Annotated in this window: 21 protein-coding genes; 14 read left to right on the top strand and 7 right to left on the bottom strand. The window is 67.6% G+C overall.

The features are described 5' to 3' along the window. The first annotated feature begins 4 nt into the window (after positions 1–4). Complete coding sequence (locus LGI35_RS18790) at positions 5–994, top strand: ABC transporter ATP-binding protein (RefSeq protein ID WP_227294968.1); 990 nt, start codon at positions 5–7, stop codon at positions 992–994. A 9-nt stretch (positions 995–1003) separates the two neighbouring features. Continuing rightward, complete coding sequence (locus LGI35_RS18785) at positions 1004–1840, top strand: DUF1707 SHOCT-like domain-containing protein (protein WP_227294967.1); 837 nt, start codon at positions 1004–1006, stop codon at positions 1838–1840. An 11-nt stretch (positions 1841–1851) separates the two neighbouring features. Here LGI35_RS18785 and LGI35_RS18780 read toward each other — a convergent pair whose 3' ends face one another. Beyond that, positions 1852–3174: an SGNH/GDSL hydrolase family protein gene (locus tag LGI35_RS18780; protein WP_227294966.1), complete on the bottom strand. Its 1323-nt coding sequence runs from the start codon at positions 3172–3174 to the stop codon at positions 1852–1854. Between the two features lie 290 nt (positions 3175–3464). Here LGI35_RS18780 and LGI35_RS18775 point away from each other — a divergent pair, with 290 nt between their 5' ends. After that, on the top strand, positions 3465–4793 hold the full coding sequence (locus LGI35_RS18775) for a DUF445 domain-containing protein (RefSeq protein ID WP_227300367.1): 1329 nt from the start codon (positions 3465–3467) through the stop codon (positions 4791–4793). Here LGI35_RS18775 and LGI35_RS18770 read toward each other — a convergent pair. Further along, a complete protein-coding gene (locus tag LGI35_RS18770; protein WP_227294965.1) occupies positions 4723–6015 on the bottom strand; it encodes an MFS transporter in 1293 nt (430 codons plus the stop codon). The genes LGI35_RS18775 and LGI35_RS18770 overlap by 71 nt on opposite strands. 71 nt (positions 6016–6086) lie before the next feature. On the opposite strand from LGI35_RS18770, the gene LGI35_RS18765 reads away from it, so the two are divergent. After that, positions 6087–7106: a GlxA family transcriptional regulator gene (locus LGI35_RS18765; protein WP_227294964.1), complete on the top strand. Its 1020-nt coding sequence runs from the start codon at positions 6087–6089 to the stop codon at positions 7104–7106. A 71-nt stretch (positions 7107–7177) separates the two neighbouring features. Further along, complete coding sequence (locus LGI35_RS18760; protein WP_227294963.1) at positions 7178–7540, top strand: VOC family protein; 363 nt, start codon at positions 7178–7180, stop codon at positions 7538–7540. An 18-nt stretch (positions 7541–7558) separates the two neighbouring features. Here LGI35_RS18760 and LGI35_RS18755 read toward each other — a convergent pair whose 3' ends face one another. Continuing rightward, the gene (locus LGI35_RS18755; RefSeq protein WP_227294962.1) at positions 7559–7864 is read right to left on the bottom strand and encodes a hypothetical protein; all 306 of its coding nucleotides are present in this window, start codon (positions 7862–7864) and stop codon (positions 7559–7561) included. A gap of 205 nt (positions 7865–8069) precedes the next feature. Between LGI35_RS18755 and LGI35_RS18750 the strand changes: the two genes are divergently transcribed. From LGI35_RS18750 to LGI35_RS18720, 7 genes are all read left to right on the top strand, one after another. Beyond that, a complete protein-coding gene (locus LGI35_RS18750; protein WP_227294961.1) occupies positions 8070–8474 on the top strand; it encodes a WXG100 family type VII secretion target in 405 nt (134 codons plus the stop codon). Positions 8475–8572: 98 nt separating this feature from the next. Then, complete coding sequence (locus tag LGI35_RS18745) at positions 8573–8926, top strand: WXG100 family type VII secretion target (protein WP_372562546.1); 354 nt, start codon at positions 8573–8575, stop codon at positions 8924–8926. Further along, entirely contained in the window at positions 8926–10641 is a 1716-nt protein-coding gene (locus LGI35_RS18740) for an RNase A-like domain-containing protein (RefSeq protein ID WP_227294959.1), read from the top strand. The genes LGI35_RS18745 and LGI35_RS18740 overlap by 1 nt, the downstream gene beginning before the upstream one ends. A gap of 14 nt (positions 10642–10655) precedes the next feature. After that, positions 10656–11309: a hypothetical protein gene (locus tag LGI35_RS18735; RefSeq protein WP_227294958.1), complete on the top strand. Its 654-nt coding sequence runs from the start codon at positions 10656–10658 to the stop codon at positions 11307–11309. Beyond that, complete coding sequence (locus LGI35_RS18730) at positions 11306–11614, top strand: RNase A-like domain-containing protein (RefSeq protein ID WP_227294957.1); 309 nt, start codon at positions 11306–11308, stop codon at positions 11612–11614. Before LGI35_RS18735 ends, LGI35_RS18730 begins: the two co-directional genes overlap by 4 nt. Before the next feature lie 40 nt (positions 11615–11654). Next, a complete protein-coding gene (locus LGI35_RS18725) occupies positions 11655–12356 on the top strand; it encodes a contact-dependent growth inhibition system immunity protein (RefSeq protein WP_227294956.1) in 702 nt (233 codons plus the stop codon). Between the two features lie 223 nt (positions 12357–12579). Next, complete coding sequence (locus LGI35_RS18720) at positions 12580–12996, top strand: nuclear transport factor 2 family protein (RefSeq protein WP_227294955.1); 417 nt, start codon at positions 12580–12582, stop codon at positions 12994–12996. 24 nt (positions 12997–13020) lie between these two features. On the opposite strand, the gene LGI35_RS18715 is transcribed toward LGI35_RS18720, so the two are convergent. Both LGI35_RS18715 and LGI35_RS18710 read right to left on the bottom strand, forming a co-directional pair. After that, complete coding sequence (locus tag LGI35_RS18715; protein ID WP_227294954.1) at positions 13021–13425, bottom strand: hypothetical protein; 405 nt, start codon at positions 13423–13425, stop codon at positions 13021–13023. After that, entirely contained in the window at positions 13422–13736 is a 315-nt protein-coding gene (locus LGI35_RS18710) for a hypothetical protein (protein ID WP_227294953.1), read from the bottom strand. The genes LGI35_RS18715 and LGI35_RS18710 overlap by 4 nt, the downstream gene beginning before the upstream one ends. 196 nt (positions 13737–13932) lie before the next feature. On the opposite strand from LGI35_RS18710, the gene LGI35_RS18705 reads away from it, so the two are divergent. Together LGI35_RS18705 and LGI35_RS18700 are read left to right on the top strand one after the other, a co-directional pair. Next, positions 13933–14727 carry a helix-turn-helix domain-containing protein gene (locus tag LGI35_RS18705; RefSeq protein ID WP_227294952.1) on the top strand — a complete coding sequence of 265 codons (795 nt, stop codon included), beginning with the start codon at positions 13933–13935 and terminating at the stop codon, positions 14725–14727. Next, complete coding sequence (locus tag LGI35_RS18700; RefSeq protein ID WP_227294951.1) at positions 14720–14941, top strand: DUF397 domain-containing protein; 222 nt, start codon at positions 14720–14722, stop codon at positions 14939–14941. Before LGI35_RS18705 ends, LGI35_RS18700 begins: the two co-directional genes overlap by 8 nt. Positions 14942–15056: 115 nt before the next feature. Here the strand turns inward: LGI35_RS18700 and LGI35_RS18695 are convergent, their stop codons facing one another. Further along, positions 15057–16106: an SRA domain-containing endonuclease gene (locus tag LGI35_RS18695; protein ID WP_227294950.1), complete on the bottom strand. Its 1050-nt coding sequence runs from the start codon at positions 16104–16106 to the stop codon at positions 15057–15059. A gap of 737 nt (positions 16107–16843) precedes the next feature. Then, a complete protein-coding gene (locus tag LGI35_RS18690) occupies positions 16844–19939 on the bottom strand; it encodes a DEAD/DEAH box helicase (protein ID WP_227300364.1) in 3096 nt (1031 codons plus the stop codon). Positions 19940–20001: the final 62 nt, after the last annotated feature.

The raw sequence follows: 20001 nt of genomic DNA, 5'->3' as shown, positions 1-20001 counted from the left end.
ACGTATGGCTGAGGACTTCATCGAGGTCGACGGCGTGGAGAAGGTCTTCGACGTGCGCAGGAAGACGGGGCTGCTGCGGCGCGAGCGCCATCAGGTGCGGGCCGTCGACTCGCTCACCTTCAGCGTGCCGCGCGGCGAGATGGTCGGCTACATCGGGCCGAACGGCGCGGGCAAGTCCACCACGATCAAGATGCTGACCGGCATCCTCACGCCCAGCGCGGGCCGGCTGCGGGTCGCGGGCATCGAGCCGTCCCGGGAGCGGACGCGGCTCGCGCGGCGGATCGGCGTGGTGTTCGGGCAGCGTACGACGCTGTGGTGGGACCTGCCGCTGATCGACTCGTACCGGCTGATGCACCGCATGTACCGCATCCCGGACGCCCGTTACCGGGAGAACCTCGACCGGTGTGTCGAACTCCTCGAACTGGGAGGCCTGTTGGACACGCCGGTGCGGCAGCTCTCCCTCGGGCAGCGCATGCGCGGCGACATCGCGGCGGCCCTCCTGCACGACCCCGAGGTGCTCTACCTCGACGAGCCGACCATCGGGCTCGATGTCGTCTCCAAGGTCAAGGTGCGGGGATTCCTGCGGGAGTTGAACGAGGAGCGCGGCACGACGGTGCTGCTGACCACGCACGACCTGACCGACATCGAGCAGCTGTGCAAGCGCGTCATGGTCATCGACCACGGCCGCCTCATGTACGACGGTCAGCTCGACGGCCTGCATCAGGTGGGGGAGAGCGAGCGGACCCTCGTCGTCGATCTGGAGCGTGAACTTCCGCCCTTGGACGTGGAGTTCACCCGGGTGGTGAAGGTGGACGGGCCGCGCCAGTGGCTGGCGTTCCCGGCCGCGCAGTCGGCGGCGCCGCTGGTCGCGCAGATCGCGGCCGGGTATCCGCTGGCGGATCTGTCGGTGCGGGAGCCGGACATCGAGTCCGTGATCGCCCGGATGTACGCCAGGGAGGAACCATCCCTGGGAGGAACGGCCGCGCCCTCGTAGGCTGACCCCATGACGGACGAACGCCCTGAGCGCCCCGAGCCGAACGACCTGCCCGAGCTGCGGGCCTCCGACGCCGACCGGGACCGGGTCGCGGAGGCCCTGCGGGACGCCCTCGCCGAGGGACGCCTGGACATGGAGGAGTTCGACGAGCGGCTCGAGGCCGTGTACGCGGCGCGCACGTACGGTGAGTTGGCGCCGATCACGCGCGATCTGCCGGTGGCGGGCGCGGCGGCGCCGGGGACCCCGGTGAGTTTCGTGAAGGAGCCGCGGCCCGAGGGCGCGGTCGACTGGCGGGCCCGGATCGGCGGGGAGGCCACGTCCACGTGGGCGCTCGCGTTCTTCGGCGGGTTCGGCCGCAAGGGCCGCTGGACGGTGGGCGAGCGGTTCACCGCGTTCGCGATGTTCGGCGGCGGTGAGATCGACCTGCGGGAGGCGCGGTTCGCGTCCCGTGACGTGGTCATCAACTGTTTCGCGATCATGGGCGGGATCCAGATCAAGGTGCCGCCGGAGCTGGACGTCGCCGTCAAGGGCTTGGGTTTCATGGGTGGCGTCGACGACCGGGCGTCGGGCGAGGGCTCACCGGGCTCCCCGCGGGTCGTCGTACGGGGATTCGCCCTGATGGGCGGCGTCGGCGTGGACCGCAGGGTGTCGCGTGAGGAGCGCCTTCGTCTCAAGGAGGAGCGCCGCCAGGACAAGCTGGACCGCAGGGCGGCGCACCGTGAGGCGCTGGAGGGGCACCACGAGCGGCACGCCGAGCGCCATCATCTGCGGCACGAGCGCCACGAGGAGCGGCGCGAGCGCCAGTGGGAGCGGGCGGAGGAGCGCCGCGAGAGGCGTGAGCGGTAGCGCAGGGCGCGCTACAGCTCGGCCGGCGTCGACCCCTTCAGCGTCGTCAGGTTGAACGTGTCCGCCATCCTGCGGAAGCCGGAGTCGCTCGGGTGCAGGTGGTCACCGGAGTCGTATCCGGGCAGGAGCTTGCGCGGGTTGTAGGGGTCGCGCAGCGCCTTGTCGAAGTCGACGAACTCGTCGAAGACCTTGCCGGAGCGGATCTGCGCGTTCACGGCCTGACGCACGCCGTCGAGGCGGGGCTCGTAGCCCCGGTGGCCCTGGAACGGCATGAGGGTCGCGCCGACCACGCGCAGGCCGCGCGTGTGCGCCTGCCGGGTCAGCTCCCGCAGCCCCTCGACGATCTTGTCGGGGTCGTTCTGGTGCGGGTTGCGGAGGATGTCGTTGATGCCGAGCGCGATCACGACGGCCTTGACGCCGGACCGGTCGAGGACGTCCCGGTCGAAGCGCGAGAGGCCGCTCGGGTTGTTCGCGGGGCGGCCGAGGCCGTCGGACAGGATGCGGTTGCCGCTGATGCCCTGGTTGACGACGCCGTAGCGGGCCGCGCCGTTCTCGTCGCGCAGCCGGGCGGCGAGGACGTCCGTCCAGCGGCGGTTGGCGCCCACCGTCGAGGTGACGCCGTCGGTCAGGGAGTCGCCTATCACGACGACGGTGCCGTTCGACTCGTTGCTGAGCACGTCGAGCGCGGTGACGTAGCGCCAGTACGGGGTCTGCTGCGTGTACGCGGCGCCGGTCGTGTCCTCCGCGCGGTCGCCCTGGGCGACGTACGACATCTGACGGGCCTGCGGGTGATAGGTGACCGGGCCCGACGGGGTGGGCGAGTAGCTCGTGACGAGCATGTCCGCGTTGTGCGGGACGTGCAGCCGCACGGCGTCGCTCATGGCCTGGGATCCGGCCGGGATGACGACCGAGGTGTTGCCGGCGAAGGTGAGGCGGCGCAGCGTACCGGCCGCGGCGGCCGGGCTGTTGGGCGCGGCGGCGACGGCGACCGAGGCGTGCGTGATGCTGAGCGGCTGCTGCCCGTAGAGGTTGGAGAACGTGATGCGGGCGCTGGTGCCGCCGATGCTGGTGTGCACGACGTTGCGCACGGAGCGGCCCGCGAGGCCGTCGGTCTCGGTGCCGGGCTCGCCGCCCGCGGGAGAGGCCGACCAACTGCCCGACCAGGTGCCGGTGGAGGCGGGGGCGGCCGAGTTCTGCGGGTGCCGGGGGCCGGCGCTGACCGTGCTGTTCGAGCCGTCGTAGGCACCGGAGACGCCCAGATATATGGCGGCCGAAATCACGACGACCAGGGCCGCGAGCGCGGCCAGCAGGGCATAACCGTGTCGCTTGGTCATGCGGGGGTGTCTCCTCGGGCAGCGGGAGCCCCGAGGCTCCGGTGTGATGACCCCATGATGCGTCATGGGCCGGGAGGAAGCCGACAGTGCCCCCCTCCGCCTTTTGAGACGCCGGGAACTTGTCGTCCGTTCCGGGAGTCGGTCAGGTAGGGACAATGTGTGAGAGGGATGACACGGGGGACTTCCGGGTGAGCGGACTGGTGACGGGCGGAGTGAGCTGAGTGGACGAAGTGGAGGACGGGAAGCGCGAGGCGACCGCGCGCGATACGGAGGAAACGGGCGAAGCGGGCATGGGTGAGCATGCCCGCGCGGGCGGCTCCTCATTCGGGACGCGCCCGGCCCCGTTCGGCGCGGGCCCCGGCTCCTTCAGCCCCGCCGACGTGGAGAAGCAGCGCGGCGTACGCCGGATGAAGACCACCGCCACGGGCCTGCTCCTGCTCGTCGCCGTCATCTACGTACTCGCCAAGTGGGGGCAGAGCTCCGGCGCCGGCGCCTGGGCGGGTTACGTCGCGGCCGCCGCCGAGGCGGGCATGGTCGGCGCCCTCGCCGACTGGTTCGCGGTCACCGCGCTCTTCCGCCGCCCCCTCGGCCTGCCCATCCCGCACACGGCGATCATCCCGACCAAGAAGGACCAGCTGGGCGTCTCGCTCGGAGAGTTCGTCGGGGAGAACTTCCTCTCCTCCGACGTCGTACGGAAGCGGCTGCGCGCCGTCGGCATCGGCGGCCGGCTCGGCACCTGGCTGGCCCAACCGGAACACGCCGACCGGGTGACGGCCGAGCTCGCCACCGCCCTGCGCGGCGCCCTCACCGTGCTGCGCGACTCGGACGTCCAGGCCGTCGTCGGCGAGGCCATCACGCGCCGCGCCGACGCCCAGGAGGTCGCGCCCGGCATCGGCAAGCTGCTCGAGAGGGTCGTCGCCGACGGCGGCCACAAGCGGGCCGTGGACCTCATCTGCGCACGGGCCCACGACTGGCTGGTGCGGCACGGGGACTCCGTGATGGAAGCGGTGCAGGGCGGCGCCCCCGGCTGGACCCCGCGGTTCGTCGACAAGAAGATCGGTGACCGCGTCTACAAGGAACTCCTGCGCTTCGTCACCGAGATGCGCGACATGCCCGGGCACCCGGCCCGCGGCGCCCTCGACCGCTTCCTCGGCGACTTCGCCTCCGACCTCCAGTCCGACACGGACACGCGGGCGCGCGTCGAGCGACTGAAGTCCGAGGTCATCGCCCGTCCCGAGGTCCAGGACCTGATCGCCTCCGCCTGGTCCGCGGTCCGCGCCATGATCGTCGCGGCGGCGGAGGACGAGCGCAGCGAGCTGCGGCTGCGCGTACGGGCCTCGCTGCTCTCCCTCGGCTCCCGGATGGCGACCGACGCGCGCCTCCAGGACAAGGTCGACGGCTGGGTCGAGGGCGCGGCCACGTACGTCGTGACGACGTACCGCAAGGAGATCACCTCCCTGATCACGGACACCGTGGCGGGCTGGGACGCCGAGCACACCTCGAAGAAGATCGAGGCGCACATCGGCCGTGACCTGCAGTTCATCCGGATCAACGGCACGGTGGTGGGCTCGCTGGCAGGGCTCGCGATCTACGCGGTGTCGCGGGCGCTGGGGGCGTGACGCGCAGCCCCTGCGGCCTGCGCACGGTCAGCGCGAGGAGCGCCGCCCCCGCGCACAGCGCGCCCGCGCCCACCCACACCGGGTCGTACGAGCCGAAGGCGTCCCGCGCCATCCCGCCCGCGAACGCCACGGCCCCGGCCCCCACCTGGTGCGCGGCGCTCACCCAGCCGAACACGACCGGCGCGTCCGCCCCGTGGTGGGCGCGGCACAGCGCGATCGTCGGCGGCACGGTCGCCACGTCGAGCAGCCCGAAGACGACGGTGAACGCGACGAGCGGCGCGTCCACGGCCGACGTCAGGAGCAGCGGCAGCGCGAGGAGGGTGAGGCCGCGCAGGGCGTAGTACACGGCGAGCAGGTGGCGCGGATCGGCGCGGTCCGTCAGCCATCCGGACGCCACCGTCCCCGCGACATTGAAGATCCCGATGAGGGACAGCAGCGACGCGGCGACGGTCACCGGCATCCCGTGGTCGTGGGCGGCGGGCGCGAAGTGCGTCCACATCACCCCGTTCGTCGAGGCGCCGCAGACGGCGAAGGTCCCGGCGAGCAGCCAGAACGGGCCGGTGCGGGCGGCGCGGGCGAGCGTGCGCAGGGCGCGCCGCGCGGCGTCCTCCCCCAGGGACGGCCCGTTCCGCGGATCGCGCACCGCGGCCCCCACCACGGGCAGCGCGCCGGCCGCGGCGAGCGCGAGAGCCGCGGCGGCCGCCCGCCACGAGTACGCGTCGATCACCCACGACAGCACGGGCAGGAAGACGAACTGCCCCACCACGCTCGCCGCCGTGAGCAGCCCGGTGACGAGCCCGCGCCGCGCGACGAACCACCGTTCGGTGACGGTCGCGGCGAACGTCGTGGCCGTGGCCCCCGTCCCCAGGCCCACCAGCACGCCCCAGTACAGGACGAACTGCCAGGGCGCGGTCATCGTCGTGGCGAGCCCGGCCCCGGCCCCGACGAGACACAGGGCGCCGACGGCGACGCGCCGCATCCCGAACCGGTCCATGAGCGCCGCGGCGAAGGGGGCACTCGCCCCGTACACGACCATGTTCACGAGCGAGCCGAGCCCGACGGACGCCCGTGACCAGCCGAGATCCTCGTGGAGCGGCCCGACGAGCAGACCGGCGAGCGTGCTGAACGCCCCGGCCGTGACGATGGCGAGCGCGGCACCGGCGGCGACCGTCCAGGGCGAGCCGGGTTTCCGGGGGTGCGGCCGGGGGCTGGAGTTCTTCATGACTTCACCCTGTGACGGAGGCACCCACCGCCACGACTGGCCAGATGGCCATGAGGTGAAAGAATCTGGCCATGACTCCCGTGAGGCCCGCGGCACCGGCGCCCGGCGGTCGCCGGACCGTCGCCGTCCTCGTCCGCGACGGCGTCCTGCCCATGGAACTCGGCCTGGTCCACCAGCTGTTCGGCACGGCGAGGTCCGCGGCGGGCGAGCCCCTCTACGACGTCCGCACCTGCGCCCCTCGCCCCGGCAGGATCCGAACGGACGCGGACTTCCCGATCTACGCGGAGCACGGCCTGGCGACGGTGGCGGCGGCGGACACGGTCCTCGTGCCGGCGTCGCACGAGACGGACGAGGGCCTGCGGCCCGGCGGCCTGCCCGAGGAGCTGGCGGAGGCCCTGCGCGGGCCGGAGGGCGCATCCGCCCCCCGCCGCATCGCCTCCATCTGCACGGGCTCGTTCGTGCTCGCGGCGGCGGGGCTCCTGGACGGCCGGCGCGCGACGACGCACTGGATGTCGGCCGACCTCTTCGCGCGCACGTTCCCGTCCGTGACGGTGGACCCCGGCGTCCTGTACGTCGACGAGGGCCGGATCCTCACGTCCGCGGGCGAGGCGGCGGGCATCGACCTGTGCCTCCACCTGATCCGCCGCGACCACGGCGCGGCTGTCGCGGCGGAGGTGGCGCGCCGCACGGTGGTGCCCCCGCACCGGGAGGGCGGCCAGGCGCAGTACATCCAACGCCCCGTGGAATCAGAGGGGTTGACGTCCACGTCCGCGTCACGCGCATGGGCCCTCACCCGCCTCGCCGAGCCCCTCACCCTCGCCGAACTGGCCGCGCACGACGCCATGTCCGTGCGCACGTACAGCCGCCGCTTCCGGGAGGAGACCGGCCTCACACCCATCCAGTGGCTGACCCAGCGCCGCGTGGACCGCGCGCGCGAACTCCTGGAGCAGACCGACCACACGGTCGACCGCATCGCGACGGAGGCGGGCTTCGGCACGGGCGCGTCGCTCAGAGCGCACTTCCAGGCGGGCCTCGGGGTGCCGCCGGGGGCGTACAGGTCGACGTTCAGGGGGAACGTTGGGCAAGGATGACCGGTGGTCGGCGTGCCGCCCGACCGGTCCGAGCACCGCCCCGACCTGACCCCACCGCACGGGAGCCCCAGATGACCATCCGCAGGATCGTCCCGGACCTCACGACGAGGTCGCCGGAGTCGATGGCCGAGAACCGCGACTTCTACGGCCTGCTCGGCTTCGAGGAGGTCATGAACCAAGGGTGGGTGATGACCCTCGCGTCCCCCTCCAACCCGACGGCCCAGGTCAGCTTCCTCACCCACGAGGCGACCGCGCCCGTGGTCCCCGACCTCAGCGTGGAGGTCGAGGACGTCGACGCGGTCTACGCGCAGGTGCGCGCATCAGGCGCCGAGATCGTCCACGACCTCCGCGACGAGGAGTGGGGCGTACGCCGCTTCTTCGTACGGGACCCGGAGGGGCGAGTGGTGAACGTGCTGGGGCACCGGGGCGCGTAGCCCCTGGAGGGGTCCGCCTTACGCGCCGCGCCGGTCGGCCAGCACGTACGACGCGGCGGCGACGCCCCCGGCGACCGTGAACACGGCGGGCCAGGCGCCCATCTTCTTGGCGAGCGGGTGCGACCCGGCGAACGCGGCGACGTAGGCACCACCGAGCACGGCGGCGACCCGTCCCCCGGCGGCCTGCCGCCACCGAGTCCCGGCCGCGACGCCGGCGGCGGCCAGCACCACGCCGCCGAGCTGCCGCTTCTTCGTGAACCGCGCCACGGCGTACCCGCCGACAATCCCGCTCGCGGCCACTGCGGCCGCCGGTACCTTCGCCATCACTGCCTCGCTTCTCCGTCATGTCCGGCCCGGGGCGGACGTGGACCGATTCGAGGCTAACGCGCGGGATTGCGGCACCTGCGGGCAGGTGCGGTCTCCTGCGTACGGGGAGCCGGAGGGCCATCGGATTCCGGCCCGCGGTGCACTAGAATTCCTGTGCGACCAACGGGGGTTGAGCGCCACATGTGACCGGGGGAGCGGCGTGATGGGCGATCCAAAAGATCTACGGGTTCCGCCCGAGAAGCTGACCAAGCTCGCGGACGACCTGGACGGCATGCAGGACCACCTGGACCAGCAGGTGAAGCGCATGGACACGATCGTCGACAGCATCGAGGCGGGCTGGAGCGGCCCGGCGTCGACGGCGTACCGGGGCTTTCACCGGGCGGCGGCCGAGGACGCCGTACGGATCCGCGAGGTGATGAAGGTCCTGGAGCAGGCGGTCCGCATGAGCCGCGACGGCTTCACCCAGCTCGAACTGGACAAGCTCGACCAGTTCCGCCGCATCCAGGTCGACGTCGACGTGGCGGCCGAGGCGGACAAGCTGTCCACGCCGAACGTCGAGGCGCCCGCGCCGCCGTCACGTCCGCGCAGCGGCCTGGACAGCTTCTGATCCGGCCGGTCCACCCGGCCATCCGCACGTTCACCATTCGCCGCCGCACCCGTACGCAGCCGTAGACCGCAAGCCCGTACGCGGATGCAGCCGTAGCCATGACTCGTAGCCGCAGACGCGCACAGCGACAAGGGGGATCCGTGCCGCCCAGCGACGCCGACGACCACATATCGGTCACCTTCACCACCCTCCACCACCTCGCGGTGGAGCTCGAGGACATCCTCAAGCAGCTCAACGGCCGGATCGACGACCTCTACGAGCGCGTAGAGCCCGTCGTCCTGTCCTGGCAGGGCGAGGCCCGGGAGATGTTCGTCGACAAGCTCGACGAGTGGGACCACTCGGCCCAGGACCTCCAGGCGGCCCAGAAGTGGCTGCACGAGATCGTGACGACCGGCCACATCAACTACGCGGCGGCGCACCGGGCGGTCCTGCGCGGCTGGGGCGCGGCCTGATGGGGACGCCGACGCCGAGCAGCGGCACCATCGACGTCAAGCCCTCCACCCTGCACCAGGTCGCGGGCGGGTTCGCGGGCGAGCAGACGCCGTTCGACAAGGCCGCCAAGAACCTGATCAAGGAGTTGAAGGAGTACCCCGACGCGGGCGGCTACGGCACGGCCCCGCAGGCCTTCGCCGCCTCCTACCTCAAGGCCGGCAACCGCTACCTCGAGGTGTGGGCCAAGGCCGTCGTCAGTATCGGAGGCGCCGCGGTCGGCTTCGCCACCACCGCGAACAACTACTCCAAGGCGGAGGCCGCCAACGACGCCTCGGGCAAGACCAAGCCCCAGACGCAGCCTCCGCCCGTCGTCATCGACAAGGCCCCGGACTACGGATCGGTCCCCGACCTGAAGTGGGGCGACGACGACGGCGGCGACGACTTCATCCGCTCGCTCCTGGAGTGCATCCCGGACGTCGTCTGGCACGTCATCCGCCCGCTGCTCGAACACGCCTTCCGCTGGGGCAAGGTCGCCGAGGTCTACCCGTATCCACAGCAGCACTACCTCAACTCGCTGTCGCAGTCCTGGGCGGACATGACGAAGGCGCTGTCCTGGGCCGAGGGCAATCTGACGGGCCAGATGTACAGCATCACCCAGCAGAGCAACAGCGAATGGCACGACGCCATGCGCCAGTTCTGCAGCTCGCTGTGGGGCAGTACGGCCTGGGGCACGACGACGGCGAACTACGAGTGGAAGCACGACTCGGCCGCCAACCAGAAGCCGAGCCACCCGGTCATGACCGTCCTGTTCGACACCGCGATGAAGATCAGCGACCTGCTGCGCGAGTTCGCCGAGGCGGCGGTGTACGTGAACGGCGAGGTCTGGGACATCTACTTCGACGCGGTCAAGAAGGCCGTCGGCGACATCGACCTCAGTGACGGCGTCGACCTCAAGGACCTCAAGGAGGGCGCGAAGGGCGTGGGCCGCTTCCTCAAGGGCCTCGCCAAGGGCGGCGCGGAGTTGAGCGTCGAGATCACGCTCAACATCGACACAGCCGCGCTCAACCGCGTCGTGGAGGAGTACAACCGCCGCGTGAACGCGCTCTGGCCCCGACTCGACGCGCTCATGGAGGCGTTGGACGAGGCGCACCGAGCCGCGCCGACATACGCGGCGGAGGAGGCGCGCGCGGAGGCCTTCGGCGCGCGCTCGCTGAACGACTACAAAAAAGAGCACCACTTCACCGTTCCGGGGCAGGACCCGGACAACATGTTCTATCCGCTGGACCTGGCGAATCAGGAAGGCCTCTACGGAAGCCATCCCATCGACAAGCATGTCGGCCTCACCGACGACCAGCTGAGAATGCGGCTCCGTGATCAGGCCGGTGCACCCGCCGCTTCGACGTTCAAGGACCTCGCGTCCGCCCAGAAATTCACCACCGCGGCGATCGAGGACATCAACAACGCCGACCGCATCGACAAGTGGATCGAGAGCGTCGAGAAGAAGATCCAGAACAACCCGAACTACGACCCGAACAAATCGGAGATCCAGCCTCCGATCTACAAGGAATTCGCGGGTCAGTCCACGGGTCGCAGCGTCTCGCGTGACGACTATGATGCTGACGGCATGAGTGCCAAAGCCGACGACAAGAGCTGGGTGCAGGTCCGCCTGATCTACAAGGAAGGCCTTCACCCGCCCTTCATCGTGCTCACTGCCATGCCGCACAAGGGACCCTAGGAGAGGTGGTCGACGTGCAGTCCTTCCCAGCCTCACTGTTCTCGGACGGCCCGGCGCCGCGACTCCTCGATCTCGCCGTCAAGGCGCAGGAGTCCAAGGGCGAGCTGTCTCTCGACGACGAGATCCGGCGCTACATCCGCACCGTCCGCGGCAACTGGATCGCGAACTGGAACTGTTCCGTCTACGCGGCTTCCGGAGTTCTTGAATTCGCGGCGGATTCCGTGGAACGCGGCGAAGGACTCACCCCCTTCCCGCCGGAGTTCCGGGAAAAGGCGGAGCGAGCGGTCGGCGACGTGGACCCGGCGGAGTATCTGCGGATGCTCGCCGAGATCGTACGAATCCTCGACCGCGAGCCCTCACCCGAGTACGACGAACTCCCGATGTCGGGCTGGGAATTCCAGCTGACCTTCCCCTACCTCTTCGGATTCGACGCGATCCTCATGGACGAAGGGGATCAGGAATTCGCGGACGTGGTGCGGTCGGCGGTGACGAACGAACACCCCTATTGCGCTGAGCGTGCCGCGTCCTACACCACCGAGGCGCAGCGCGCGCTGGTCCTCTTCCCGGGCCCGGACGGGCTCAAGCGGCACCTGTACTGGGCCACCCGCGACCGGCTCCAGGAACTCATCGCCACCACCAACGAGCACATGCAGCGAGAGCACTCATGACCGCACACCCGACCCGCTCCGCCACCTACCCCGACCGCGAGACCGCGCAGTGGGCCACCCAGCAGGTGGTCACCGCCAACGAGCAGCTCATCCACCGCTGGCTCGCGCAGTCGACCCGCTCCCGCCTCGCCATCGAGGCCGCGTGGCCGTCCCGCCCGGACCCGGTCGGCCGGGTCCTGCTCCAGGCGATGATGCTGGCGGGCCGCGACCCCGTCGACGTACGGGCCGCGCGCGTCATCCTCAAGCGGGACGACGCGAGCCCGCACGGCTTCGTCGTGCACGCCACGTTCCCGGTCTACCTGTAGCCAGCCGTATCCGTATCACCCCGTAGAGGACGCCGTAGCCGTGCCCATGAAACCCCTCGAACACGACCGACGTTACGGCGAGTTGGACCAGGTGATGCGCGCCTACGACGGCCAGTCCGCCGACGACACCGAGGACAAGCCGAGCACCGCCCTCACCGCCTACCTGCGCCACACCTGGCACACCCGCCCCTGGGCGCTGGCCACCGCCGAGACGCAGCTGCGCGAGTACTCCCGCAACCCTCCGGGCCGAGTGCGCCTGCGCCTGGGCGAGTTCTACCCGGTCCCGGACGTCGGGCTGCCCGAGGGCGACATCCAGGGCTGGCTGGCCATCCTCGCCGACCACATCAAGCAGAGCATCGAAGAAGGCGAAGTCCCGCCCCCTTCAGCACCCTTGACCCACTGGGAGTGGCGCGCCCGCTTCCCGGAGGCGGCGCAGTTCCTCGGTGGCTGGTTCTCCCAGGACATGCCGGACGAGTTCGCCGACCACGACGCGGCGACCACGGACTACATCACCACCACCGACCCCCACCTCAAGGCCCGCCTGGCGGGAGAGCTCCACGAACTGCTGGCCCTGCCCCTGGACGAGTCGGACTACGCGCTGGCGCTGACGGAACTGGGCATGGAGGTCGACCCCCCGTCGCCGTACTCCCCGAGCGGCTGGCTGGCGCGGGTGGCGGAGCAGGTGGGCGGGGGAGGCTTCGTGGCGGATTACGGGGAGGGGCGGGGGCAGGGCGGCGAGTAGGGCCTCGGCACCCGCACCCAGCCAGTCTCCGCCCCCTCGTCTCGCCGTGAGCACGGGTCGGCCGGAACTCACCGGCGGGAGGTCCGGCCGTCAGCCTGGATTGGTCGTCGGCGGTCTCCAAAAACCTTGCAACTCACGAGAGTTAGGCACCTCCAGCAGACCTGCGGAGCGACCGAACCGTCGCCCCGACAGGTCCGTCCGGCTGGGTGCTACTGTCCCGGCCATGTCCGAGACGACAAGCACCACCAAGACCGAAATAGACGCGATCACGGCCGAGTTCTTCGGGGCGTTCGACAACAGGGGCGGCAGTGAGGCGGACGTCGACCGGATCCGCCGGCTCACCATCCCGGGCGCGTTGATCGTGAGCACCGGCTCGGCGACCACGGCCTACACGGTGGACGAGTTCATCGAGCCGCGCCGGAAGCTGCTGTCGGACGGCCGGCTGGTCGAGTTCTCCGAGTGGGAGACGAGTGAGCGGACCCAGATCGCGGGCGACATCGCGGCGCGCTTCGGCGAGTACCGCAAGTCGGGCGTCATGAACGGCGAACCGTTCGAGGGCGGCGGCACGAAGTCCATCCAGTTCGTCCGCACGCCGGAGGGCTGGCGCATCGCCTCGTTCACTTGGTACGACCAGCCCTGACGGACGCTGCGCGGGGAGCGGGCGTTATCGGCTGTCTCTCATCGACCTACCCGTACTCGTCTGCAACTCGGCGTCGACCGGCTCGTCGTCATCGTCATCGTCATCGTCATCAGGCACGGTGAGGCGGGCGCCTCTGCTACGGGCGATGCGGTGCACGTCGTGCAGTGTCTCGACCAATCGGGCTGCCAGGAAGTGGAGTTGGTGCGCGGTGGCCTTGCTGTCGACGTCGACGGCAAGGAGATCGGCGGCGTGGTCGAGGAGTTCTTCCGCCATGTCGAGCTGCACGGATTCGACGTTGTCGGCCAGGCGGGCGAGGTGGCTGTTGCCGCTGCCGTCGCCTACGAGGTAGCAGGGTTTCCCGTCCAGGCTGGACCAGGGGAGGAGGCGGGGCCGGCTGACGGTTGTGGCGTCGTGACTCTGGTGGGTCACGCGACCACCTCAACACCGTGGATGCGGCGCGGGCCGATATCCACCCCGTGCACGGCGAGCCACAGGGCGCGGCGGTGACCTCGCTGGCGCTTCGCCTGCTCGCGCTGCTCGTGGGCGAGGAGGTAGGGGCGGACGAGCCGGGAGTCTTCACCGCGGAGGGGGGCCGTGTGCGGGGAGGGGCGGCGAGGCGCGGTGGGGGCTGTGGGCGCGGGGCTGGGTGGCGGTGCCCCCGTGTGCTGCCGGTGCCGCCCGGAGGCGGGCCATACAAGCCGGAGCAGCGCCTCGATGAAGCGGGCGATAAGGTCCAACACGTCATCAACTCCTGTGAAGTTGGTGGCCATGCCCCCGGGCCGTTTCGAGGACGGTCGCGGGGGTCTTCCATGCCCGAGGGCAGGTCGACCTGCATGGACATCGCTGTGTAGCGATCCACTCACAGAGTGGTACGGCGAGGGTTACGCTCACCAGGGGGTTTGTGGTGACTAGGCCTCTGTCACACGGGAGTTGACGATGAGTAGCACCTATGGGGATTGGTTCAGGGCTCAGCGTGAGGCGGCAGGCTTGACGCAACAGGAGCTGGCTGACCGGGCGATCATGACGCGTTCGCACATCGCACACATCGAGGCAGGGCGTCGTCTTCCGTCAAAGGAGGACGCGCGGCGGCTGGACAAGGCGTTGGGCACGGGGAATGTGCTCAGCAGTTTCCTGCCGGCGGAAGACGCGGCGGTCGCAGAGTACTTCGAGACAGCCCTCCAGCTCGAACAGCAGGCCACCATCATCCGCGAGTTCGCGCTGTCCTTCATCCCAGGCATCCTCCAAACGGAAAGGTACGCACGAGCGGTTCTGGGTACGTCGTTCCCTCCTGTGGGGCAAGAGGAGCGTGACAGGCGCCTTGTCACACGCCTTGAGCGAGCAAAGATCCTTGCGGATCCAGTGGCGCCCGTAGTGTGGGCATTACTGGATGAAGCCGTACTGCGCCGCCAAATCGGCGGCCCGCACGTCATGGCGGAGCAGATCGGTCATCTCACGAGCCTCGTCGAAGTCGGCCGGATCCAACTCCACGTACTGCCCTTCACGTTGGGCATCCATCCCCTGCTGAACAACATGCTCACCCTGATGTGGTTCGAGGATCAGCCACCCATGGCGTACGGCGAGGGGCTGTACATGGGGAAGATCCACGACAGCCCATCCGTGGTTCAGGAGCTGCAACATCGCTACGATTTCGCCCTGGGCAACGCGCTGCCACTCAAGGAATCATTGGCTCTACTCAGGGCAACAGCAAGGGACTACGAACGCCATGACTGACAGAAGCATCCCGCACGCGGCGTCACTGAAGGGCTGGCGGAAGTCGTCCCACAGCAACGACCAGGGCGGCAGCTGCCTGGAAGTCCTGGACCACCACCCCGCAGGCGTCCCCGTCCGCGACTCCAAGACCCCGAACGGGCCCGCACTGGTCTTCCCTTCAACGGGCTGGTCCTCGTTCATCACAGCGGTCAAGGCCGGAAGTTTTCACTTCTGACCTTTCGCGCCGGAGGTATGACAGTCATCGCAACGCTGTCACACCTCCCGATCGGGAACCTGTGGTGCAGCTACGTCCGTGGTGCGGGCTGCGCAAGCTGCTGTTTGTTATCTGATCAATTCAAGCGAGCCGGACAGTCGAGACATGAAATGCCTCTAGATGTGCCCCCTGGAAGGGGATTCTGCCCGGTGCCTTGGAGCTCTGTCAGGTCGCCGTTTTCGTCGCGGTAAACTATCCCTACGTTGTGCAGGGTGAGGAGCTGGCGGATATCTTCGCCGGGTAGCTCGGGTGCCAATACCATGCAGCGTAGTGGCATGCCGTTCTCTATCGAGTTTAGATGCCTGCTGATATCTATAAGTTGCACCAACGCATCCTTGAGAGCCTGGCGTGACGCGCTCCCCGCTGGTTCGTAAAGCGTGTGTGCGCTTTCGTCGTACAAGGAGGCTTGGAGAGTCTCTTCAATGTCTCTGACCTGTATCTCCAGTCGCCCGAAGTGGTGTTGTCGCTGGCTGAGAGTTTCCTCGTAGTCGGCGACCAGGTCCTCTCGATTGCGTGAGGCAATTATCGCTGCTGACATATCCCGTTGACGGGTGTCTCTGACGTCCTTGGGCTCCTCCAGTCGCCGACGCATCCGGGAGCGAATGAAAGAAACCGTGGTCTTCTTCGCGGGCGGAATCTCGTCGGCTTCCAATCGAAAGAAGGTGCCGATCGGGCGAAGACGGAAGACGATTACATCGCGATTCTTTTTGTCCTCATCTCGTGCCTGGCGGACGATGTATGGTTCACTTGCATCCAGTTTAAAGGCGCCAATATATCGGTGTGTTTTAGTATCACTTCCTCGCACTTTGCCGTGCGCAATGAACAAATGTAGAGTGCGTCCATCTATGGCGTGCCGTAAAATCGATGCATTCCCTCCAGAAAAAACCTGATCGCCCAGGGTTCCTGCGCCGGTATATTCGTAGACGGGGCCGAAATGGTCCTCTTCGCGGAGCCATCCATCGCGGTACCCATACTGCTCTCCTGAGCCGATGTCCGAGTAGAGGACCACGGTCTTCTTCTCCTTGGACGGAGTGATGCCACCTTGTGGGCTGCCACCCAGTTCCTTGCGGATGTCGGCACGTGTCCGGATGTCTCCAGGCTGGAATGAGGAGGGGGAGATCGTCATGATCAAAGGCTAGTTGCTTCCACAGACAGCGACGGGGCAACTTGGCTGATAGGTAAGCGACTTGGGGTGTGTCTCGACTGACCAGCTTGCTGTCGAGGATGATGCGTGCATGGATCAAGGGCTAGCGGGGGTAGTTGCCGGCATCGTGGGCACCGGAGGCGCGCTCGTTGGCGCGGCAGTTGGCGCAATGGCGGGTGTGCGAGGCGCGAGAATCGGCGGAGCGAAGGCTGTTGAAGCGGCGCTCGTCCAAGTAGAGCGTCAAGCCACAGTGGAACATCTTCAATGGGTACGGGAGCAGCGGCAGCAGGCCTGCACGAAGCTACTTGATGCTCACTCGGCGGCAGAGGACACGCTGAAGCGAGCAGCTGCTGTGATACGTCGCGGAGGCAGTTTTCCCGACGCCGAACGCGACGAACTCACAAACCACGTCTTTACTTTGCAGTCCTGCACGAGCCAACTCGCGCTCTGGGGCCCTGATGAAGCGGTGCGCTTGGCTCAACTCCTCCGTGCCAAGACGGCTGAAGCTGCAGTGGCATTGACGCAAGCCCAACATGGAGTCGCCGATGCCACGGGAGACCTGGAGTTGAGATGGGGTCGGTGGGTAGAGGAGAGTCGAGGTGTGACGTCCCTACGGACTAGCTTCCTTGAGTTTGCTGGACAGGTGCTGCGCGACCCGCGCCAGCCGTCCACGTAAGAGAGCCACGACCGGGGTGGTCGTGGCCCTCCACTGACCTTGGCTAGCTGGCGGCTACGGCCGAGTACGTCCATACTTCCGCCGGAATTTCGTGCTTGAGCTTCCATGTGATCGCCATCGGCTTGCTGCCCTCGTGCTTTTCGTACTCGGCCGGGCCGAGCAGCATCCATGGTTGGGCGCCGCCGATATCGGTGCTCTTGTATCGGCGCACGAAGAGAAGAACATGACTACCTTCGGCGACATGGTGCTGGTAGCGCTGTCCGGTGGGAGAGCTTTCCGACGTCTGGTTCTGAGACTCCCAGTGGAAGAGCTTTGTAGTCACCGCATAGTCGTGGTAGCGGGTTTGTGGGGAGAAGTCCTTCTCATCCTTCTCGCGAGTGATCAGCAAGGCGTCCGTCTTGAAGGACTCGCACCACTTCACGCCCTCGCGGAAGTCGCCCGGCATGAACCCCCCGATGTACGACTGGCCGAGCGCCGGAAGGATCTCCTCGCGGGTGTACGAGGCGTGGACGGTTAGCGGCACTCCGGCATGGTCGCCAAGCAGGGGAACCGGGACGTGTTCGGTGCGGGCGAGGTTGTACGCGAGCACTTGGCGCAACTCGCTGCGCACGGCGTGCTGCTCCCGCAGGGCAGCGAACCCGGCGTCATAGTCCGCGAAGCCTTTTCGCGTAGTGCCGCCTAGCGGCCACAACTGGAAGAAGAGCATGCGGGCGTAGGCCTGCCCCTGCCCGTCGAGGTCCACATAGGCAGGTGCGTTGTCCTGGAGCATCCGTGTGTATGCCGCCACGCGCAGCGGATCGTCCACGTGCAGGAAGGACGGCACGCGCTTGAGGAGCGCCGCCTCACCTGTTGGCGGCTCGTCCTTGAGGAGCCGAGCTCTACGGAGAAGGCCCGTCCACGAGTTGCCGCTACCGCGGTAGAGCTCCTTCAACTCTCGTCCGCTTTCCTCGAGATAGCGGCTCAATCGAGTCTCGCCGTAATCCGCTACCTCTCGGGAGAGAGCAGTCACGTTCACGCCGATTTGTGCCTTGATGTTGTCGAGGATGGTGTGCTTGGCCTTCTCCTCGAGGAGAATTTGGCAACCCGATGGAAGCTGGGGGAAGTCCGCTTCTATGTGGTCGAGGAGTCGCTTCCGGGTTAGGTTTGTCAGTGCCCGGAACTGGTTCTCGAAGCGGAACTCCTTGCGGTGCTGACCGATGAAGTCGAGCACCATCAAAACGGCCTTGTCCTCGGTGCGCCGCAGACCGCGTCCGAGTTGCTGAAGGAAAACCGTTGCGCTGGCTGTGGGACGCAGCAAGAGCAACGTATCCACATCGGGAATATCCAACCCCTCGTTAAAGAGGTCGACCGAGAAGATAACTTGGAGATCCCCAGTCTTGAGGTCGTCAAGTGCCCGCTTGCGCGTCTCTGCATCTGTCTCGCCGGACAGTGCGATGGCGTTGAGTCCAGCAGATTGGAAGAAGTCGGCCATGAACTCTGCGTGCCGTACCGAGACGCAGAACCCAAGGGCTCGCATAGATCCCGGATCTGAAATCTTCTCTTGGACTTTCTTTACGATGAGCCGAGCTCGTGTCTTGTTGCCCGTCACTACGTTACTGAGGGCGGTTTCGTCATAGCCGCCCCGCTTCCAAGTTACTGAGCTCAAGTCGGTATTGTCGCTGATGCCGAAGTAGTGGAAGGGGCTGAGGAGGTCGTTCTCCAGAGCTTCCCAAAGTCGCATTTCGGCAGCGATCCGGCCATCGAAGAATTCATCTTGGATGTTGCGGCCGTCTGCTCGCTCCGGCGTTGCGGTCAGGCCGAGTAGTTCCAGAGGCTTGAAGTGCTCGATGATCTTTCGATAGGTCGGCGCGGTTCCATGATGGAACTCATCGATGACGATCACGTCAAAGTGATCAGACGGCAAGTTTTCCAGGGCGCGCGCAGTGAGCGACTGAACGCTGGCAAACACGTGAGTTCGCTGCTCGGGTGACTCTCCACTGTGCATCGCCTCCCCGAAGTTGGCGTCCACCAGCACGTCTTGGTACGTACGCATCGACTGCTGGAGGATTTCCTTGCGATGGGCGACGAACAGCAACCGTAGGTCGCGACCAGCCTTTTTGCGGAGCTGCTTGTAGTCGAGCGCGGCCATCACCGTCTTGCCGGTGCCAGTAGCGGCCACAAGAAGGTTGCTGTGCCGATCATGTACCTCTCGCTCGACCTCGAGGCGCTCGAGCATGTCGCGCTGATGCGCGTACGGGCGGACTTCGAGGCCGGAGAGCGTGATCCTGCGAGGGGTGTCCGTTTTCGACGAGGAGCCGCTCGCGATGAGGAGCGCTTCCGCTAGGCGTGTGCCGTCAGCTTCTGGATCGTACGACTCAAAGGACGGGTCGCTCCAGTACGCGTCAAATGTCGCCCCGAACTTGCGCATCACATCCGGTGTAGCAACAGAGGACAGTCGTACGTTCCACTCCAAGCCGTCGAGGAGAGCTGCTTTGGAGAGGTTGGAACTGCCTACATACCCGGTGTCGTAGCCACTATTGCGATGGAACAGCCAGGCTTTGGCGTGGAGCCGCGTCGACCGTGTCTCGTAGTTGACCTTGACTTCGGCATTGAATTCGGTTACCAACCGATCCAGGGCTCGACGGTCGGTAGCGCCGATGTAGGTAGTCGTGAGGACGCGTATGGGTACGCCCCGGTCGCGCGCTGCTGCCAAGGACTTTTCGATGACGTGCAAGCCGTGCCATTTGACGAAGGCGCAGAGGAGGTCCACGCGGTCTGCGGTGGCGAGCTCGGCGCGCAGCTCAAAGCCGAGGCTGGGGTCATCTGGTGAGTTGGTGATGAGTCCAGCGTCGGAGAGGGGAGTGGCGGGCCGGATGGAGAAGACACCAGGCGCTTCTTGCCGTGCCAGAGCCAGGAGTTGGCGAGGGCCTTCGGCCACCAGCTCAACCCACTCCCGAGCTCCGTCCAGGGTGCTTATGGACTCCAGGATGTGGTTGGCTGCGTGCACTCGCTCTTCGGCTGCTATGCCTTCGAGGACGCGCTTGACCGTCGTGGCTACGTGTCGTGCTAGCACGTGGGGAACGGATTGCTCTCCGACAGCACCGCTGACCGGATTCCATCCGAGGTTGGCTAGTTCCTTGAGCTGCTTCTCAAAACGCATGGTGATGAGTTGCTCGTACAGCCCGGCTGACGGAACCGACGTTGAGTTGCTGATGTCAGACA

It is taken from the genome of Streptomyces longhuiensis (assembly GCF_020616555.1).
GTDB lineage: Bacteria > Actinomycetota > Actinomycetes > Streptomycetales > Streptomycetaceae > Streptomyces > Streptomyces longhuiensis.
The sequence above is the reverse complement of the archived record's forward strand: the minus strand, read 5'-3'. Positions and strand labels throughout refer to the sequence as shown.

Excerpts from the sequence above, each read along its gene's own strand:
- LGI35_RS18730 (WP_227294957.1), top strand. The coding sequence starts at position 11,306 with ATGACCGCACACCCGACCCGCTCCGCCACCTACCCCGACCGCGAGACC.
- LGI35_RS18750 (WP_227294961.1), top strand. The coding sequence starts at position 8,070 with ATGGGCGATCCAAAAGATCTACGGGTTCCGCCCGAGAAGCTGACCAAG.
- LGI35_RS18740 (WP_227294959.1), top strand. The coding sequence starts at position 8,926 with ATGGGGACGCCGACGCCGAGCAGCGGCACCATCGACGTCAAGCCCTCC.
- LGI35_RS18780 (WP_227294966.1), bottom strand. The coding sequence starts at position 3,174 with ATGACCAAGCGACACGGTTATGCCCTGCTGGCCGCGCTCGCGGCCCTG.
- LGI35_RS18745 (WP_372562546.1), top strand. The coding sequence starts at position 8,573 with ATGACTCGTAGCCGCAGACGCGCACAGCGACAAGGGGGATCCGTGCCG.
- LGI35_RS18720 (WP_227294955.1), top strand. The coding sequence starts at position 12,580 with ATGTCCGAGACGACAAGCACCACCAAGACCGAAATAGACGCGATCACG.
- LGI35_RS18760 (WP_227294963.1), top strand. The coding sequence starts at position 7,178 with ATGACCATCCGCAGGATCGTCCCGGACCTCACGACGAGGTCGCCGGAG.
- LGI35_RS18690 (WP_227300364.1), bottom strand. The coding sequence starts at position 19,939 with ATGCGTTTTGAGAAGCAGCTCAAGGAACTAGCCAACCTCGGATGGAAT.
- LGI35_RS18775 (WP_227300367.1), top strand. The coding sequence starts at position 3,465 with ATGGGTGAGCATGCCCGCGCGGGCGGCTCCTCATTCGGGACGCGCCCG.
- LGI35_RS18765 (WP_227294964.1), top strand. The coding sequence starts at position 6,087 with ATGACTCCCGTGAGGCCCGCGGCACCGGCGCCCGGCGGTCGCCGGACC.
- LGI35_RS18755 (WP_227294962.1), bottom strand. The coding sequence starts at position 7,864 with ATGGCGAAGGTACCGGCGGCCGCAGTGGCCGCGAGCGGGATTGTCGGC.
- LGI35_RS18785 (WP_227294967.1), top strand. The coding sequence starts at position 1,004 with ATGACGGACGAACGCCCTGAGCGCCCCGAGCCGAACGACCTGCCCGAG.
- LGI35_RS18695 (WP_227294950.1), bottom strand. The coding sequence starts at position 16,106 with ATGACGATCTCCCCCTCCTCATTCCAGCCTGGAGACATCCGGACACGT.
- LGI35_RS18770 (WP_227294965.1), bottom strand. The coding sequence starts at position 6,015 with ATGAAGAACTCCAGCCCCCGGCCGCACCCCCGGAAACCCGGCTCGCCC.
- LGI35_RS18790 (WP_227294968.1), top strand. The coding sequence starts at position 5 with ATGGCTGAGGACTTCATCGAGGTCGACGGCGTGGAGAAGGTCTTCGAC.
- LGI35_RS18700 (WP_227294951.1), top strand. The coding sequence starts at position 14,720 with ATGACTGACAGAAGCATCCCGCACGCGGCGTCACTGAAGGGCTGGCGG.
- LGI35_RS18705 (WP_227294952.1), top strand. The coding sequence starts at position 13,933 with ATGAGTAGCACCTATGGGGATTGGTTCAGGGCTCAGCGTGAGGCGGCA.